16 protein-coding genes and 2 tRNA genes are annotated in these 16,655 nt (G+C 62.3%); 7 read left to right on the top strand and 11 right to left on the bottom strand.

The features are described 5' to 3' along the window. Window positions 1–4 precede the first annotated feature (4 nt). The 3 genes from HOP53_RS02755 to HOP53_RS02765 all read right to left on the bottom strand — a co-directional run bounded on the left by HOP53_RS02755 (window position 5) and on the right by HOP53_RS02765 (window position 2,214). Window positions 5–559: a carboxypeptidase-like regulatory domain-containing protein gene (locus HOP53_RS02755; RefSeq protein ID WP_234268581.1), complete on the bottom strand. Its 555-nt coding sequence runs from the start codon at window positions 557–559 to the stop codon at window positions 5–7. 149 nt (window positions 560–708) lie between these two features. Further along, on the bottom strand, window positions 709–1,080 hold the full coding sequence (locus HOP53_RS02760) for a phasin family protein (RefSeq protein WP_234268582.1): 372 nt from the start codon (window positions 1,078–1,080) through the stop codon (window positions 709–711). 132 nt (window positions 1,081–1,212) lie between these two features. After that, entirely contained in the window at window positions 1,213–2,214 is a 1,002-nt protein-coding gene (locus HOP53_RS02765) for a sensor domain-containing diguanylate cyclase (protein WP_234268583.1), read from the bottom strand. A 230-nt stretch (window positions 2,215–2,444) separates the two neighbouring features. Between HOP53_RS02765 and HOP53_RS02770 the strand changes: the two genes are divergently transcribed. After that, window positions 2,445–3,197, top strand: coding sequence for a helix-turn-helix domain-containing protein (locus HOP53_RS02770; RefSeq protein WP_234268584.1), 753 nt, complete (start codon window positions 2,445–2,447; stop codon window positions 3,195–3,197). A gap of 12 nt (window positions 3,198–3,209) precedes the next feature. On the opposite strand, the gene HOP53_RS02775 is transcribed toward HOP53_RS02770, so the two are convergent. Then, complete coding sequence (locus HOP53_RS02775) at window positions 3,210–3,701, bottom strand: hypothetical protein (RefSeq protein WP_234268585.1); 492 nt, start codon at window positions 3,699–3,701, stop codon at window positions 3,210–3,212. Window positions 3,702–3,971: 270 nt separating this feature from the next. Between HOP53_RS02775 and HOP53_RS02780 the strand changes: the two genes are divergently transcribed. Beyond that, window positions 3,972–5,351 carry a class II fumarate hydratase gene (locus HOP53_RS02780; RefSeq protein ID WP_234268586.1) on the top strand — a complete coding sequence of 460 codons (1,380 nt, stop codon included), beginning with the start codon at window positions 3,972–3,974 and terminating at the stop codon, window positions 5,349–5,351. Window positions 5,352–5,358: 7 nt separating this feature from the next. Here HOP53_RS02780 and HOP53_RS02785 read toward each other — a convergent pair whose 3' ends face one another. From HOP53_RS02785 to HOP53_RS02795, 3 genes are all read right to left on the bottom strand, one after another. Beyond that, on the bottom strand, window positions 5,359–6,429 hold the full coding sequence (locus HOP53_RS02785; RefSeq protein WP_234268587.1) for an endonuclease/exonuclease/phosphatase family protein: 1,071 nt from the start codon (window positions 6,427–6,429) through the stop codon (window positions 5,359–5,361). A 57-nt stretch (window positions 6,430–6,486) separates the two neighbouring features. Next, entirely contained in the window at window positions 6,487–7,989 is a 1,503-nt protein-coding gene (gene glpD, locus HOP53_RS02790; protein ID WP_234268588.1) for a glycerol-3-phosphate dehydrogenase, read from the bottom strand. A 177-nt stretch (window positions 7,990–8,166) separates the two neighbouring features. Continuing rightward, window positions 8,167–8,925, bottom strand: coding sequence for a DeoR/GlpR family transcriptional regulator (locus HOP53_RS02795; RefSeq protein ID WP_234268589.1), 759 nt, complete (start codon window positions 8,923–8,925; stop codon window positions 8,167–8,169). A 149-nt stretch (window positions 8,926–9,074) separates the two neighbouring features. On the opposite strand from HOP53_RS02795, the gene glpK reads away from it, so the two are divergent. The 3 genes from glpK (at window position 9,075) to HOP53_RS02810 (ending at window position 10,852) form a co-directional block, all read left to right on the top strand. Next, entirely contained in the window at window positions 9,075–10,556 is a 1,482-nt protein-coding gene (gene glpK, locus HOP53_RS02800) for a glycerol kinase GlpK (RefSeq protein ID WP_234268590.1), read from the top strand. An 82-nt stretch (window positions 10,557–10,638) separates the two neighbouring features. Continuing rightward, window positions 10,639–10,715: transfer RNA gene (locus HOP53_RS02805), tRNA-Val, on the top strand. 60 nt (window positions 10,716–10,775) lie between these two features. After that, window positions 10,776–10,852, top strand: a tRNA-Val gene (locus tag HOP53_RS02810). Between the two features lie 87 nt (window positions 10,853–10,939). Here HOP53_RS02810 and HOP53_RS02815 read toward each other — a convergent pair. The 4 genes from HOP53_RS02815 to HOP53_RS02830 form a co-directional block, all read right to left on the bottom strand. Next, window positions 10,940–11,419 carry a GAF domain-containing protein gene (locus HOP53_RS02815; RefSeq protein ID WP_234268591.1) on the bottom strand — a complete coding sequence of 160 codons (480 nt, stop codon included), beginning with the start codon at window positions 11,417–11,419 and terminating at the stop codon, window positions 10,940–10,942. A gap of 83 nt (window positions 11,420–11,502) precedes the next feature. Continuing rightward, window positions 11,503–12,318 (bottom strand): MetQ/NlpA family ABC transporter substrate-binding protein, encoded by an 816-nt coding sequence (locus HOP53_RS02820; RefSeq protein ID WP_234268592.1) that lies wholly within the window; start codon window positions 12,316–12,318, stop codon window positions 11,503–11,505. A 25-nt stretch (window positions 12,319–12,343) separates the two neighbouring features. Further along, window positions 12,344–12,997 carry a methionine ABC transporter permease gene (locus HOP53_RS02825; protein WP_010628309.1) on the bottom strand — a complete coding sequence of 218 codons (654 nt, stop codon included), beginning with the start codon at window positions 12,995–12,997 and terminating at the stop codon, window positions 12,344–12,346. Next, window positions 12,978–14,069, bottom strand: coding sequence for a methionine ABC transporter ATP-binding protein (locus HOP53_RS02830; RefSeq protein WP_234268593.1), 1,092 nt, complete (start codon window positions 14,067–14,069; stop codon window positions 12,978–12,980). The genes HOP53_RS02825 and HOP53_RS02830 overlap by 20 nt, the downstream gene beginning before the upstream one ends. A gap of 446 nt (window positions 14,070–14,515) precedes the next feature. On the opposite strand from HOP53_RS02830, the gene HOP53_RS02835 reads away from it, so the two are divergent. Continuing rightward, window positions 14,516–15,145, top strand: coding sequence for a riboflavin synthase subunit alpha (locus HOP53_RS02835; protein ID WP_234268594.1), 630 nt, complete (start codon window positions 14,516–14,518; stop codon window positions 15,143–15,145). A gap of 209 nt (window positions 15,146–15,354) precedes the next feature. Further along, on the top strand, window positions 15,355–16,647 hold the full coding sequence (locus HOP53_RS02840; protein ID WP_276574618.1) for an NCS2 family permease: 1,293 nt from the start codon (window positions 15,355–15,357) through the stop codon (window positions 16,645–16,647). Window positions 16,648–16,655 lie beyond the last annotated feature (8 nt).

The following is a 16,655-nucleotide window of genomic DNA, read 5'->3' on the forward strand; positions in this document are numbered from 1 at the left end:
TGTGTCAGCGGCTCAGATTTACCTCGAGTCGCTGGCCGTTGCGCAGTGACACTTGGCGCAGGATCACCTGGCGCTGGCCGTTGCTGGGGTTGACCACGCTTCCCGAGACGTAGAATTCCCCGGGTGGCAGGCCCTGTAGGGAGAAGTTGCCGCTGCCGTCGGTGCGCGCGGTGTGGGTGTATTCACGCGCTCGCGGATCGGCGGGTTCGACCGCACGTCCTGCCAGGGCATGCTCGGCGGCTTCGGCCGAGTAAGTGGTGACCGGAGCCACGGAGACCGTCTCTCCGGCGCCGGGGCTGCCATTCAGGCTGAGCCTGCCCGAAATGGCGGCGGTACCGCTCTTTGGCAGAGCAGCATATTCGCTCGCCGGGAAAGCCACCTGACGAGCGATGCGTCCGGGGGTGGGAGCAGGGCGCTCGGCGTCGGGGCGTTCGACGTCAGGGCGCTGCGGGTCGCCGATATCGATCACCTCGATACGCTCGGGTGGGGGCCCCGGCTCCATCATCTGGCAGCCGACGAGGGTGAGACTCACCAGGGCTACGGATAACCAGGCTTTCATTCGATTGCTTCCTCATTGCGATATGCCCGTGCAGAACGAGCATAAACGATGGGAGCCGGCAGGCGACAGATGGAAAGGTGCAACGGGTGAGAAAAACGAAGGCCCGCCGAACGTGGTTCGGCGGGCCTTGTGCTGGTGCGGGTAGAGCGTCAGGCCTTGGCGGTCTGGCTCTGGGCGACCTTTTGCGCTTCCTGCAGGCTGCTTTCGGCCAGCTTCTGGCTCTGCTGGAAGAAGTCCTGATGCAGGGTAACGGCCTTTTCGGCATCGCCCTTGAGACGCTCGGTCACGTCCTTGGCGAACTGCTGCTGACCTTCCAGGTAGCTACGCAGACCGTCGGCATCGCGGACTTCGAGCAGCTTGCGGGCTTGCGCCAGGCTGGTATCGGTGTAGGCCTTGGCGGCCTCGAGCTGAGCGCCGACCAGCTTTTCGGAATAGTCGATGCTCAGGGCAGCATAGGCACGAGCCGGGCCCAGCAGCATGGCTTCGAAAGGCTTGGTATCGAAGCTGAATGACTTCATCATGAGTAAGGTATCTCCGGATGTTTCGTGTATTGTCGAACGGATGTCCGCCCTATTGCAATGCAGCATAGCAAAGCTGCTTGCTGCATTGCAATATTTGATTGTGTTTGGCACTTGCTATTTGCTGCTTGGCATTCAGGCAGCGCACTCGATGCGATTGCGCCCGTTGCGCTTGGCCTGGAGCAGCAGCGTGTCGGCACGATCGATCAGGTCGATCACGACGTCGTCGCCTGGCATCAGGCTGGCGATCCCGATACTCAGCGTCAAGCGGCTCGTCTGGGTGAGGGTGTTGCGCAGACGCTCGGCCAACTCCTGCGCGCCACTGGCCGTAGTCTCCGGCATCAGGATCAGGAATTCATCTCCGCCGTATCGACCCACCAGGTCGCATTCGCGCACGGTGGCCAGTATCGTGCGTGCCACGCAGCGCAGGGCTTCGTCGCCCACCAAATGACCGCGTGCATCGTTGAGCGTCTTGAAATGGTCGATGTCGAGCATCAGCAGGCAAAGCGGTAACTCGTAGCGGCTGGCGCGCCTCAGCTCCTGTTCGGCCAGCTCAATCAGATAGCGCCGATTGTAGGTGCCGGTCAAATGGTCGTGAGTCGCCAGATAGGCCAATTTTTCGTTGGCCGCGACCAGTTCGGCGGTGCGCTCGCAGACACGGCGCTCCAGCTCGCCCGTGACCCCTTGGGTGAGCAAGTGTTGCCCGGGCGAGTACGCCAGATCGCGGGATATACCGAACAAGTGGGTCACCGTGCCCTCGGAGTTGGTGATGGGAACCAGCAGCGTCTGTTGATGCACGTGCTGATAAATTCCATCTCGGTCGAGATACTCGCCATTCTCTTCATATCGCACCGGTGCCCCGGACTCTACGCAGCGCCCAAGGTTGGTCAGCACACCGTGACACAGCGGTGCGGGTAGCGACTGTTCGATACGCTTGCCGATGACGGCATTCGTCTCTGCGCTCGTCGTCTCGTGCGTGAAGTTCATGGCCTCGATCACGAAATTGCCCGGCCCCTCGACGCGGAGGATGAACATGTGTTCCGGGCAGTACTCCCACAGGCTGCGCACCAATAGCAGGCATGTGTTGGCATTGAGCTGACTGAGGATGTCCGTCGTCAACCAGGATTTCTGTTGCATGGTTCGGCTCCCTTGAAGATGCCCTCCCTGTACCGAGAGGTGCACCGATCCTGTGCGATGCAGCATTAACACTAGGCGGCCGTAATTTTTCGTGCAGCATGGTTTTCGTCATGACTACGTGGGGTGGGTCATCACTTTTCTCTGCCCCTAGCATGAAGGAACTCAGGCTACGGTGCGGCCCGGCAAACCTATAATTGCTAAGTGTGTGCCAAGGCAAGGAGAGTCGCATCATGACGAGCCGTGGCAAGTACGTATATGGCGGGCTTGAGAGCGGTACCGGTTGTCTCTCGTGTTATCTCAATGCGCTGTGCATTGCCGAGGAGCTGTTGCCCGAGGAGACACTGCTGCTCAGCGAAATCGTCGCTCCCCCCATCCGTCTCGAAAAGCGGCAGGTGTTGTATCGCCAGGAGGCACCCTTCACCAGCCTGTATGTCGTGCGCACCGGCTGCCTCAAGCAGGAGACTGTCGTCGAAAGCGAACAGCTGCTCACGGCAATCTGGCTGCCCGGCAGTATTATCGGCTGTGATACCATCGGCCTGGAGCACTATCCTTCTACTGTCAGCGCTCTCGACACCGCGACCTTGTGCGAGTTGCCTTTCGAGCGGCTCGAGGCGGTGATGCAGAGATTGCCGAAATTGCGTCGACGCCTGCAGAGAACGATCAGCCGCAGCATGCAGCAGGAGCGCATGAGCCTGCAACGACTGCTGAGCCGTACGGCGGAGGCGCGTATGGCCTGCTTTCTGCTGGCTGTGTCGGATTGTTTTCATCGCCGTGGCTATTCTCCTACTCACTTTCGTTTGCCCGTATCGCGCAACGACATCGGCAGCTATCTGGGGCTGACCCAGGAGACGGTCGGTAGAACCCTGGCTACTTATCAGGCTCAGCGGCTGCTGCGTGTCACTGGACGTGACTATCAGCTGCTCGATCTTGTAAGGCTCGAGCGCTTGGCCTCTTCCACTGGCAGGCGGCAGAAGAGGCCATGAAGGGTTGACGGGTCAGGCTCTCTGAGCCACCGCAGGCGCTCTGTGCTGCTCCCAGAACTCCAGTAGGACTCGGCATTCACCCTCCTTTTCGTTGACGAAATTGAGCAATGGCCGATGTAGTTCCGGTGTGGCATTGGTGTTCAACATCCACTCGAAGAAGTGCTTCGATTCCATGGCCGCCCTGATGACATGCTCGATGACCTGTTCACCCATGACCTCGTCGACGATGAAGAAGTGAGGTTCCGGCATCGGAAAAGGCGCAACGTTGCCTGGTGCTCTGCCGATGCAGGCTTCGAGTTCCAGGCAGATGGCTACCTGGCGCAACTGGCCGAGACGCTTCTCGCACTGCAGGCCCAGTGTCGCCAGAAGTCGGCTCGTTTGTGGAGCCCTGGGTAGAAACCGAAGTGTCAGGCGGCGGTAGCGTTGGAGCTCGGCGGCTTCGTGCTCGTAAGCGAGAGTGAGCTGTTCGTGCGGCAGTAAAAGCAGTGAACGAGTCATGTCCATGAGGTGTTTCATCCACGTTGTGCTGTCGTGATTGGTTCTTTGTTGATATTGCCCCGAGTGGGTGGGCTAAGCGATCTTAGAGAATGCCTTTTTAACGCCGCAACGACAGTTATCATGTTGGGGTTCGATATCCAGCCAATAGTGTGGAAGCCTGACAGTTGTCAATTCGAGGGGGCTACGAGGCGAGCGTGCCCTGTCGGCGAGAAAGGCTTGCAAGCCACCATTCCCGACACCATGGTGAAGGGAGCGATCGTCTAACGAGGGAGTGACATGAGCGATCATCGTATCGAACGCGACAGCATGGGTGAGCTGCGGGTGCCGGCCGCAGCGCTCTATGGCGCCCAGACCCAGCGTGCGGTGGAGAATTTTCCCGTGTCGGGTCAGCCGATGCCGGTGGCCTTCATTCATGCCATCGCCCGCATCAAGCTGGCAGCGGCCAAGGTCAACCGTGAGCTCGGTCTGCTCGACGCCGAGCGAGCCGAAGCCATCATTGCGGCGGCTCAGGAGATCGTCGACGGCAAGCACGACGACCAGTTTCCGGTGGACGTGTTCCAGACCGGTTCGGGCACCTCGAGCAACATGAACGTCAACGAGGTGATAGCCCACCTGGCCAGCCGCGAAGGGCTGAAGGTGGGGCCCAACGACCATGTCAACATGGGTCAGTCGAGCAACGACGTCATACCCACCGCCATCCATCTTTCTGCGGCGTTGGAGGTGACCGCGCAGCTGCGTCCCTCGCTGGTGGCAATGCGTGCCACCATCGACGAACGGGCGCTGGAACTGGATCGCGTGGTGAAGACCGGACGTACCCATCTGATGGATGCCATGCCACTGCGCCTGGGGCAGGAGCTCGGCGGTTGGTCGAGCCAGGTCGGCCAGGCCATCGAGCGTATCGACAGCGCCATGGTGCGGCTGTCACGGCTGGCTCAGGGCGGTACGGCGGTAGGCACCGGGATCAACGCCCATCCCGAGTTCGCCGAGCGCATGGCAGGTCAACTGAGTGAGCAGACAGGGCTCGCTCTGGCGCCCAACGACAGCTTTTTCGCCAGCCTCGGCTCGCAGGATGCGGCGGTGGAGCTTTCGGGGCAGCTCAAGGGGCTGGCCTGCGTGGTGATGAAGATCGCCAACGACCTGCGCTGGATGAACTCGGGGCCGTTGGCCGGCCTGGGCGAGATCGAGCTCGAAGCGCTGCAGCCGGGCAGCTCGATCATGCCGGGCAAGGTCAATCCTGTGCTTCCTGAGTCGGCGGCGCAGGCTGCTGCCCAGGTGATCGGTCTGGATGCGGCGATAACCGTGGCGGGGCAGAGCGGCAATTTTCAGCTCAACGTGATGCTGCCGCTGATCGGCTACAACCTGTTGACCTCGATTCGGCTGATGAGCAACACGGCACGTCTGCTCGGCGAGCGGGCCATTGCCACGTTCCGGGTGCGCGAGGATCGGCTGGCGGAGCCGCTGGCGCGCAACCCGATCCTGGTCACGGCCCTGAACGGGGTAATCGGCTACGATGCCGCGGCCGCCATCGCCAAGCAGGCCTATCAGGCGGGGCGGCCGATCATCGACGTGGCCGAGGAACATACCGACCTGGGGCGCGAAGAGCTCGAGCGGCTGCTCGACCCGGCCCGCTTGACGCAGGGCGGCATCCCCGGCTGAAGCGACGCTATGTCTTCTGTTCGCGAACGCTGGCTTCGCCGATGGTGGTGCGTGCCCATGCACGCTCTTCACCATCGGCTTCCGGGGTGTCGTGTTCATCGCTCCGCGAGGGGCGGAAGCAGAGCGAGGCCAGAATGGGGAAGTGGTCCGAGCCAAAGTATGGCAGCCTCTCCAGCGCCACCAAGGTGAAGTGCTCCGTGGTGAATATATGGTCGAGCGGCCAGCGCAACAACGGGTAGCGGGCGTGGAAGGTACTGTACATGCCGCGCCCGCGGCGAGGGTCGAGCATGCCGCTGATGCGGCAGAAGAGCCTCGTGGTCCGTGACCAAGCCACGTCGTTCAGGTCGCCGGCGACAATGGTGGGCATTGGGGTGCGATGGACCGCTTGGCCGATCAGGAGCAGCTCAGCGTCGCGCCACAGCGTCTCTTCACTCTCGTTCGGGGCGGGTGGACGCGGGTGCAGCGCATGAAGGCGTATGGTATCGCCGCTTTCGAGCGTGACGTCGGTATGGATGGAGGGGATGTCGTCCTGAATCAGCCACTCGACGCGGGTGTCGCTCAGCGGCAGGCGCGAGTAAAGATGCATGCCGTACAAATTGTCGAGGGGAATCTTGACGCTGTGCGGCCATGCCGCTTCGAGACCGGCGTCGAGATGCTTCTGCCACCAGGCATCCGATTCCAGGGTCAGGACCAGATCGGGTTCGTGCTGATGAATGATTGCAATCAACTCAGCGGCACGACGATTGGGCGTCAGTACGTTGGCGATCAGCAGCGAGATACAGGGTGCTGTCTGACCCGGCTCGGCATCCTTGACCTGCACTGGCCACAAACGGGTCCATGGGAGTATGAAGCGTGCCTGGAGGGCCACGACCAGCAGGCCAGTGGCGGCTAGCGACCAGCCCCAGGGTGAACCTAGGGGCAAGGCGAGCAGTGCGGCGACCAGGGCGGCCGATGCCAACTGCAAACGGGGGAATTCGCAGGCGCGTATCCACCACCAGCGCAGTGGTAATTTGGCAATGACGGTGGCAAAGAGCAGGAGCGCGACCAAGCCACCAAGCGCGATCTGGAAGAAGGCCATGGCGGCTCCCTGTTAGGCCGTTTGCTCATTCTCCCTTCAGCCTACGGCATGTCGCTATCACGCCGCCAGCACTTGACGATGCGCCTCCACATGACGCGCCAGGCGCTCAACCTGTCGTGGCGTCAGCCGCAGGCCCAGCTTGGTGCGCCGCCACAGGATGTCCTCGACGGTGGTGGCCCATTCATGGTCGACCAGATAGTCGGCTTCGGCGACGGTCAGGCCGGCGCCGAAATGTTCGCCCAGGTCCTCTTCGCATTGGGCGCCTGCGAGGAAGCGCAGGCACAGGCTGCCGTAACTACGCGCGAAGCGCCGTGCTCGCGCCTCCCCGAGCCAGGGGTAGTCGTGCAGCAGGTGCGCCATGAAATTTTCCTGGTTGCCGAACTCGCCTCCGGGCAGGGCGGCTTCGGCGGTCCAGCTCGGTCCCATGGCTGGTAGGACGGGTTTGAGCTGCTTCAAGGCGGCTTCCGCCAGCTTGCGATAGGTGGTGATCTTGCCGCCGAATACCGAGAGCAGCGGGGCGCCCTGATCGTCGAACGCCAGGGTGTAATCCCGGGTCATGGCCGAGGGCTCGGCCGATTCGTCGTCGCAGAGGGGGCGTACGCCGGAGAAGCTCGATATGACGTCGCTGCGCTGAAGCTGACGGCGGAAGTGGGCGTTGACCACGCCAAGCAGATAATCAACTTCCTCTTCACTGATGGCAGCCTGGGCCGGGTCGCCCTGATAACGGCGGTCCGTTGTGCCGATCAGACTGAAGTCGTCCTCGTAGGGGAGGACGAAAACGATGCGTCGGTCGCTGTTCTGCAGGATGTAGGCGCGGTCGTCGCCGTTCAGCCGCGGCACGATCACATGGCTGCCCTGAATCATGCGGATGCTATAGCGGGAGTTGCGTGCCGCCTGCTCGCGGACCACCTGTTCGACCCATGGGCCGGCGGCGTTGACCAAGGTGCGCGCCTGGCGCTCGAAGCGCTCGCCGCTGCGGACGTCCTCCAGCTCGATGCGCCAGATGCCGCCCTCCTCCTTCGCTCCTATGCAACGGGTGCGCACCATAATCTCAGCGCCACCTTCGCGTGCCTGCAAGGCGTTGAGTACCACCAGTCGAGCATCGTCCACCCAGCAATCGGAATATTCGAATCCGCGCTTGATCCCCACCTGCAAGGGCGAATCCGCGGCGAAACGAACGCTACGTGAACCGGGCAGCATCTTCCGCTTGCCCAAATGGTCGTAGAGGAACAGGCCGGCCCGGATCATCCAGGCGGGGCGCAGGTGGGAGCGGTGCGGGAGTATGAAACGCAGCGGCCAGATAATGTGCGGCGCCTTGCGCAGCAGCACTTCGCGCTCACGCAGCGCCTCCCCCACGAGGCGGAACTCATGATGTTCGAGATAGCGCAATCCACCATGAATCAGCTTGCTACTGGCTGAGGACGTGGCGCCGGCCAGGTCCCCCTGCTCGCACAGGCTGACCGACAGGCCACGTCCGGCAGCATCGTTGGCAATACCGGTACCGTTGATACCGCCGCCGATGATGAAGAGGTCGAGTAGGTGGTGCGACGTGTTCGCCATGGATTGAAGGCTCCGATCTCGCGTCAGCAATGAGCTGGCTTTCAAACAGTGTATGTTTGAAAACGAACATAGATCAATCGAAATCGAACATCAAGGCTCGGAGGCAAACGCGCCGACATATAGGTCGGCGCGGTGCAAGTCGCAAGGGGGAAGGCCGAAAGGGAGAGGTCGAGCAAGTCAGGCGATATGCAGGGCGACGTCGTTGACCTGCATCAGATGAACGATGCGCTCGGGGGGTTGGCGGTCGGTGAACAGCGCATCCAACTGGGCGATGTTGCCCTGGCGCACGACGGGGTTGCGGTGGAACTTCGAATGGTCCGCGGTCAGGTAGACCTGACGGGAGTTGCGGATGATGGCCTGGGCCACGCGCGCTTCCTGATAGTCGAATTCGAGCAGGGAGCCATCCTCATCGATACCGCTGATACCGATAATGCCGAAGTCCACCTTGAACTGATTGATGAAATCGATGGTGGCCTCGCCGATGATGCCGCCATCACGTGAGCGGACCTGGCCGCCGGCGATGATGACGTTGAAATCTTCTTTGTGCTGAAGGATTGCCGCCACGTTGAGGTTGTTGGTGATCACCTCTAGCCCTTGGTGATCGAGCAGCGCTTCGGCTACGACTTCATTGCTGGTACCGATATTGATGAACAGCGAGGCGTGATCGGGAATGTGGCTGGCCACCAGATTGGCGATGCGTCGCTTGGCCTCGAGGTTGAGGTTCTTGCGCGTGCTGTAGGCGGTGTTGACGGTGCTCGATTCGAGCCCGGCGCCGCCGTGCACGCGCCGGATCATGCCCTCTTCCGCCAGAGCGTTGAGATCGCGGCGTATGGTCTGTGGCGTGACCGAAAAATGTTCGGTCAGCTGTTCGATACTGGCGTAGCCCTGGCGGCGTACCAGTTCAACGATGGCATCTTGTCGCTGTTGCTGGTTCATGATGGCTCCCTATCGATCACGCGAGTGTAAGCGATTCGGTACGCTTGCGCAGGCATTCGAGGGATGCTTATACGAAAGTCGTAAAGCATTCCGAACATACTCGGGTACTCTTGGTGATCATAAACGAACATACAATGACAGGATGACTCATGGCCGACTATCTGCTTGCCATCGATCAGGGCACCACCAGTTCGCGCGCCATCCTCTTCGACCGTGGCGGCCATGTGATCCAAGTTGCACAGCGCGAGTTTCCGCAGCACTTTCCCCACGATGGCTGGGTCGAGCACGACCCTGAAGACATCTGGGACACGGTGCTGTCGACCTGTCGAGAGGCGGTCGAGGCCTCGGGCGTTGCGCTGAACGATATCGCCGGCGTCGGTATCACCAATCAGCGCGAGACCACGCTGCTGTGGGATCGCGCGACCGGCAAGCCTCTCTACAACGCCATCGTGTGGCAGGATCGACGCACCGCCGACTTCTGCCGCGAGCTGCAGAAAAAAGGGCATGCCGAGCTGGTGCAATCGCACACGGGGCTGCTGATCGATCCCTACTTCTCGGCAACCAAGCTGGCCTGGCTGCTGGATAACGTGGAAGGGGCGCGTGAGCGTGCCGAGCGTGGGGAGCTGGCCTTCGGCACGGTGGACACCTTCCTGCTGTGGCGACTGACCGGGGGGCGGGTCCACGCCACGGATGCCACCAACGCCTCGCGCACCATGCTGTTCGATATCCATGCCCAGCAGTGGGACGACGAGCTGCTCGAGCTGTTCAGGATTCCCCGTGGTTTGCTTCCCGAAGTGCGCGACAGCAGCGCAGATTTCGGCACCACCGATGCGCGCTGGCTGGGCGCGGAGCTTCCCATCGGTGGGGTGGTGGGCGATCAGCAGGCGGCGCTGGTCGGGCAGGCATGTTTCGAGCCCGGCATGGGCAAGAGCACCTACGGCACCGGATGCTTCATGATCGTCAACACCGGTGACAGGCCGGCCAGGTCGCGCAACCGCCTGCTCTCTACCGTGGCCTATCGCCTGGACGGCAAGACCACCTATGCCATGGAGGGCAGCATCTTCGTCGCTGGCGCTGCGGTGCAGTGGCTGCGCGACGGCTTGAAGCTGTTCAAGGATGCCGCCGAGACGGAGGCGCTGGCCAAGCAGACCCGCGACGGTCACAGCGTCTATCTGGTGCCGGCTTTCACCGGGCTGGGAGCGCCCCACTGGGATCCCAGGGCGAGAGGAGCGATCTTCGGTCTGACTCGTGACACCGGAATTGCCGAAATCGTCGCTGCCGGCCTGCAGGCGGTCTGCTATCAGACCCGCGATCTGCAAGCCTGCATGAGCGACGACATGGGCGTACCACCGGGAACCCTGCGTGTCGATGGCGGCATGGTGGCCAACTCCTGGCTGGTACAGTTCCTCGCCGACATGCTGGGGGTTCAGGTCGACCGGCCGACGGTGCTCGAGACGACCGCGCTGGGGGCGGCTTACATGGCCGGTCTGCGCTTCGGTTGGTACCGCGACCTGGAGGAGATCGCCGAGCTGTGGCGCTGTGAGCGCAGCTTCATGCCCAGCATGCCGGAAACCGAACGGGAGCGACTCTATCAAGGCTGGCTCGAAGCGGTGGAGCGGGTAAAAAGCTAGTGTGAGGCTTGCAAAATCCAGCGATATCGGTAAGATATGCATCCGTTGCCGCAGCTTGGCGGGCAACGAAAAAGCCGAACACAGGACCATAGCTCAGTTGGTTAGAGCGCCACGTTGACATCGTGGAGGTCGGCGGTTCAAATCCGCCTGGTCCTACCAGCTTTCTCTATCGGCTTCGTCGACATTGTCTCTTGGACATAGTCTCTTGGACATAGTCTCAGGACCATAGCTCAGTTGGTTAGAGCGCCACGTTGACATCGTGGAGGTCAGCGGTTCAAATCCGCTTGGTCCTACCAGCATTCCGAAACGCCCCCTGGCATTCTCCAGGGGGCGTTTCGCTTTTCGGCACCTGCGACTTTATTCCCCTGGCCGACGGCTTTTCCTTACCAGGCGAGTGGTAAGTCGGGCAGCTCGCTGCTTCTGACGAATACCTCGACCAAGGCTTCCAGGCCTTCCTGATCGGCGGCGCTGAAGCGCCCGCGCAGCGGGCTGTCGACATCCAGCACGCCCCATAGCGCCTCGCCGCACAGAATCGGCACCACCAGCTCAGCGTTCGACGCTGCATCGCAGGCGATGTGGTCGGCGATGGCATGCACGTCGTCGATGCGCTGGGTCTGGCGGCTCCTGCCGGCGGCGCCGCACACGCCCTTGCTGAAAGGAATGGGGTTGCAGGCCGGCTTGCCCTGGAAGGGGCCGAGGGTGAGCAGCTCGGGCTGGCGCTGCAGGTAGAAGCCGACCCAGTTGAGGTCCGGCACCTGCTGCATGATGAAAGCGCAGGTCTGGGCGCTGTTGGTCAGCCAGTCGCGACCGTCGAGCAGGGCCTCGAGCTGGCGGGCCAGCAACGAGTAGTCGGTGTGCGTCATGGTATTGCCTCGCTGAAAATCATCGCGTGAACGCAACGGGCCGGCGTCTGGCGCCGGCCCGTCCTGGTGCAGCCTTTATGGCATCACTGCCAGCCGGGCACGGCGCCACCGTCGAACAGCTCGGCCGCCTTGGCGGCCACTTCGTCGCTCTGGTAGGCAGAGACAAGTTGCTGGATCTCCTCACGCTCCTCGTCGCCGGCGCGCACCGCGATCAGGTTGACGTAGGGCGACTCGGCGCCTTCCTGAATCAGCGCATCGTCCAGGCGCAGCCCGGCGGGCTGAGCGAAGGTGTTGTTGATGAAGGCGAGGTCCACGTCGGTCAACACGCGCGGCAGCTGAGCGGCCTCGATCTCCCGGAAGCGCAGGCCACGCGGGTTCTCGACCACGTTTATCGGGGTGGCCTCGAGGTTCTCGGGATCGTCCAGTTCGATCAGGCCGGCGTTGTGCATCAGGATCATTGCGCGGCCGCCGTTGGTGGGGTCGTTGGGCAGGGCGATGAGGGCGCGCTCGGGTAGCTCTTCGATGCTGTCGTGGCGCTCGGAGTAGGCGCCGATCGGATAGACAAAGGTGTAGCCGGCAACGGCCAGATCGTAGCCGCGGTCTTCGATCATGCTGCGCAGGTAAGGCTCGTGCTGGAAGGCATTGGCATCGAGGCTGCCGTCGGCCAGTGCGGCGTTGGGCGAGACGTAGTCGGTGAACTCGATGATCTGCACCTCGAGGTCGTAGCGCTCGCGGGCGATCTGGACGGCCACTTCCATCACCTCCGATTCGGGGCCGGACATGGTGCCTACCTTGATCGAGCGCGTTTCGGCCGCGCCGTCGTCGTTGCCACAGCCGGCAACCAGAATGGCGCTGGCCAGAGTGGCGGCGCCGAACAGTCGGGTCAGAGTCACTTGCATGGGGTCGTTCTCCTTGGGTGTGGCGTCACTTGCGATCCGATTTGCGTACCAGATAGTCCCCGAGGCTCTGGAAGCCCTGCACCATGACCACCAGAATGGCCACGGTGATCAGCATGACGGTGGGGTTGAAGCGGTTGTAGCCATAACGAATGCCAAGATCGCCCAGACCGCCGCCGCCCACGGCGCCGGCCATGGCGGAGTAGCTCACCAGGGTGACGACGGTGATCGTCAATCCGGTGATGATGCCGCCGCGAGCCTCCGGCAGCAGCACCTTGGTGATCACCTGATGCGGCGTGGCGCCCATCGACTGGGCGGCCTCCACTAGACCGGGCGGAATCTCATTGAGCGCACCTTCCACCAGCCGGGCGACGAAAGGTATGGCGGCGATGGTCAGCGGCACGATGGCGGCATTGGTGCCGATGGAGGTGCCCACGATCATCCGCGTGAAGGGGATGATTGCCACCATCAGGATGATGAAGGGGATCGAGCGGCCGATATTGGTCACCATGCCCAGCACCTGGTTGAGCACCGGGCGGGCCAGGATCTGGCGCGGGCGGGTAACGTATAGCAGCACGCCCAGCGGCACGCCGAGCAATGCCGAGATAGTGCCCGATACCGCAACCATGTAGAGCGTATCCAGAGTCGCTTGGAGAATCAGATCAATCATCGCGCTGGACATGGCCGAGCACCTCCACATGCAGATCGTGGTCTTCGAGATAGTCGATGGCCTGGCGGGTCTGCTCGGGGGAGCCGAGCAGCTCGGCGATCATCAGCCCCAGCGTGCGCTCCTGGATCGACTCCACCTTGGCTTGAAGGATGCTGACGTCGACCCCGCATTCGCGCGCCAGGCGCGAGATCAGCGGTGTGGAAACCGTATCGCCGGAGAACGCCAGGCGCACCACCGGGTGGGTGTGCTCACCGGGGGTGTCTTCGAGGCGTTCGATCAGCGCCTTGGGCGGCTCCAGTTGGAGGAAGTCGTTGAGGAACTCGCGGCCCAGGCGGGTGCGCGGGGCGGTGAAGAAGTCGCCGACCTCGGCCTCTTCCACCAGCTCGCCGTCGGAGATCAGGCTGACCCGATGGCAGATAGACTTGACCACTTCCATCTCGTGGGTGATCAGCAGGATGGTCAGACCCAGCTTCTGGTTGATGTCGCGCAGCAGAGTCAGGATCGAGCCGGTGGTCTGCGGGTCCAGCGCCGAGGTCGCCTCGTCGCACAGCAGCACGCGGGGTTCGCTGGCCAGCGCTCGGGCGATGGCCACGCGCTGCTTCTGGCCGCCGGAGAGCTGGGCCGGATACTGACGTGCCTTGTCGGCGAGGCCGGTGAGCTCGAGCAGTGGCAGCACGCGCTCGCGGATGGCCGCGCGCTTCATGCCCATCAGCTCCAGGGGCAGGGCGACGTTGGCGAAGACGTTGCGTGTCGTCAGCAGGTTGAAGTGCTGAAATATCATGCCGATGCGATGGCGCGCCTGATTGAGCTGGCTCCTGGAGAGGGTGGTCATCTCCTGGCCGTCGACGACGACGCTGCCGCTGGAAGGACGCTCGAGCAGGTTGACGCAGCGAATCAGGGTCGACTTGCCGGCGCCGGAAAGGCCGATTACGCCATGGATGCTGCCCGCCGGAACATGAAGGTCGACGTTCTTCAGCGCCTCGATGGTTCGGGACGAGGTGTCGTGTCGACGGGCAGTGAACGGCAGCCGGCCTCTGGGGCCGGTGAGATGATAGGTCTTGGAAACGTTGCTTAGCGTGATCATCTGGCTTCCTGAGAGGCCGTCCCGGCGTGGGGCGGGGGCAGCGAGAGCCAGAATGGGTGGTCGAACGAAAAAAAAAGGCCACCCTGGCGGGTGGCCATCAACGCTGGACACACCCTTTTAGCTGCACTTCACGATGCAGACGATAAACGTCTGCATCGTGGGCGCCCGCAAGCCGGGTACAAATCGGCGCCTGAAATGTGAGGCGGCATGGTAAGTCCAAAGGCGTAACATGTCAACGGGAGCGAGAGATGCTTCGGTTCGTCAGTCAAACACGTGGTGAATTTCACTAAAAAGTGCTCTTCAGGCGTGGATTTTTGTTGGAAGGCTCTGCTGGATGGCACGCTCTTGGGGATGCGTCTGTTGACGAATGGACGTCCGTGGCGTGAATTCTTACACTGCGAGCCCCACCCACTTCTCTCCCTTGACCGGGAGGCGCAGGAGACGTCATGTTCACAGGCATCGTTCAGGGCACGGCCGAGATCGTCGCCATCCAGGAGGCCGAGGCTTTCCGCACTCATGTCGTGAGCTTGCCGCAACCTCTGCGCGAGGGGCTGGAGCTCGGCGCTTCGGTGGCGCACAACGGCGTCTGCCTGACGGTGACGGCCATCGACGGCGACCGGGTCAGCTTCGATCTGATGCGTGAAACGCTGCGCGTGACCAATCTTGGTGCGCTGGTCGAAGGCGATCACGTCAATATTGAGCGGGCAGCGCGCTTCGGCGACGAAATCGGCGGCCACGCCATGTCCGGCCATGTCATGGCCATGGCCGAGCTGGTGGAGCTGGACCAGGCACCGAACAATCGGCGGCTGTGGTTCGAGGTGCCCCATGCGCTGGGTCGCTTCCTGTTCGACAAGGGCTACATCGGCGTCGATGGCATCAGCCTGACGATCGGTGCAACCAGGTCTGCCACGGCTGCTCACGGGCCACGCTTCTGCGTCGACCTGATTCCCGAGACTCTGGAGCGCACTATTCTGGTGGACCGCGTGCCGGGCGAAAAGGTCAACATCGAGATCGATCCCCAGACCCAGGCCATCGTGGAAACCGTGGAAAGGGTATTGGCCGCACGCGGCGTGTGAGAGCGCCTTTCAAATGACCGTTTCGTCAAGATTCCGTTGGTAGCCGTGCTGGCGAATGGCGCGGAGTTTGCTTATACAGAGCGAATCGTGCCGCACAAGGTAAGCAATCTCGCCCTCGCATCCAATGGGGGCTTTGGGTACCATGTGCGGCTTTTCTCGCCCCTGGTCGCTAACCAGCACTCGTGCGCAGGAATACCAAAATGAAGAACATGCTCGACAAACACTTCAAGCTGACGGAACACAACACCAGCGTGAAGACAGAGGTCATTGCCGGGGTCACCACCTTCCTGACCATGGCCTACATCATCTTCGTCAACCCCAGCATTCTTTCCGAAACCGGCATGGACTATGGTGCCGTGTTCGTCGCCACCTGTCTGGCGGCCGCCGTCGGCTGTTTGGTCATGGGGCTGTGGGCCAACTATCCCATCGCCCAGGCGCCGGGCATGGGGCTCAATGCCTTCTTCACCTACGGTGTCGTGCTGGGCATGGGATATAGCTGGGAAGCGGCGCTGGGGGCAGTGTTCCTGTCCGGCTTCTGTTTCCTGCTGCTCAGCATCTTCAAGGTGCGCGAGTGGATAATTCACTCCATTCCGCTCTCCCTGCGTCTCGGCATTGCCGCCGGTATCGGCCTGTTCCTGGCCATGATCGCGCTCAAGAATGCCGGTATCGTGGTGTCAAATCCGGCCACCTACGTGGCCCTCGGTGATCTCTCCCAGCCGTCTGCCATTTATGCGCTGCTGGGGTTCTTCGCCATCACCGCCATGGCCTATCTGAAGGTCACCGGGGCTGTGATGATCGGCATTCTCGGGGTGACGGTATTGGCCATGGTGCTGGGCCACAACCAATACGGCGGGCTGATGTCGATGCCGCCCTCCATTGCGCCGACCTTCATGGCCATGGACCTCATGGGCGCCCTCGACGTGGCCATGCTCAGCGTCATCTTCGCTTTCCTCTTTGTCGATCTGTTCGACACCTCCGGCACCCTGGTGGGGGTGGCGCACAAGGGGGGGCTGCTCGACAAGGACGGCAAACTGCCGCGCCTGAATCGCGCCATGATCTCCGACAGTAGCGCCTCCATGGCCGGTGCGGTGCTGGGCACCTCGACCACGACCAGCTACATCGAGTCTACTGCCGGTATCGCCGCAGGTGGGCGCACCGGTTTGACCGCGGTGGTCGTGGCCGGGCTGTTCCTGATCAGCCTGTTTTTCGCACCGCTGGCGGGTTCCATCCCGGCTTATGCCACCGCCGGTGCACTGCTCTACGTGGCGGTGCTGATGGCCGGCAGTCTGGCCCATGCCAACTGGGACGACCCGACCGACGCTGCGCCGGTGCTGATCGCCGCACTGGCCATGCCGCTGACCTTCTCGATTGCCGAAGGCATTGCACTGGGCTTCATCAGCTACGCTGCTATCAAGGCCCTTTCCGGCCGCTTCCGTGACCTCAATCCGGCGGTGGTCGTGCTGGCGATCCTGTTCGTATTGAAGTTCCTGTTCCTAGACTGACATTTCCT

The organism is Billgrantia ethanolica, from assembly GCF_021404305.1.
Classification (GTDB): Bacteria; Pseudomonadota; Gammaproteobacteria; order Pseudomonadales; family Halomonadaceae; genus Halomonas; species Halomonas ethanolica.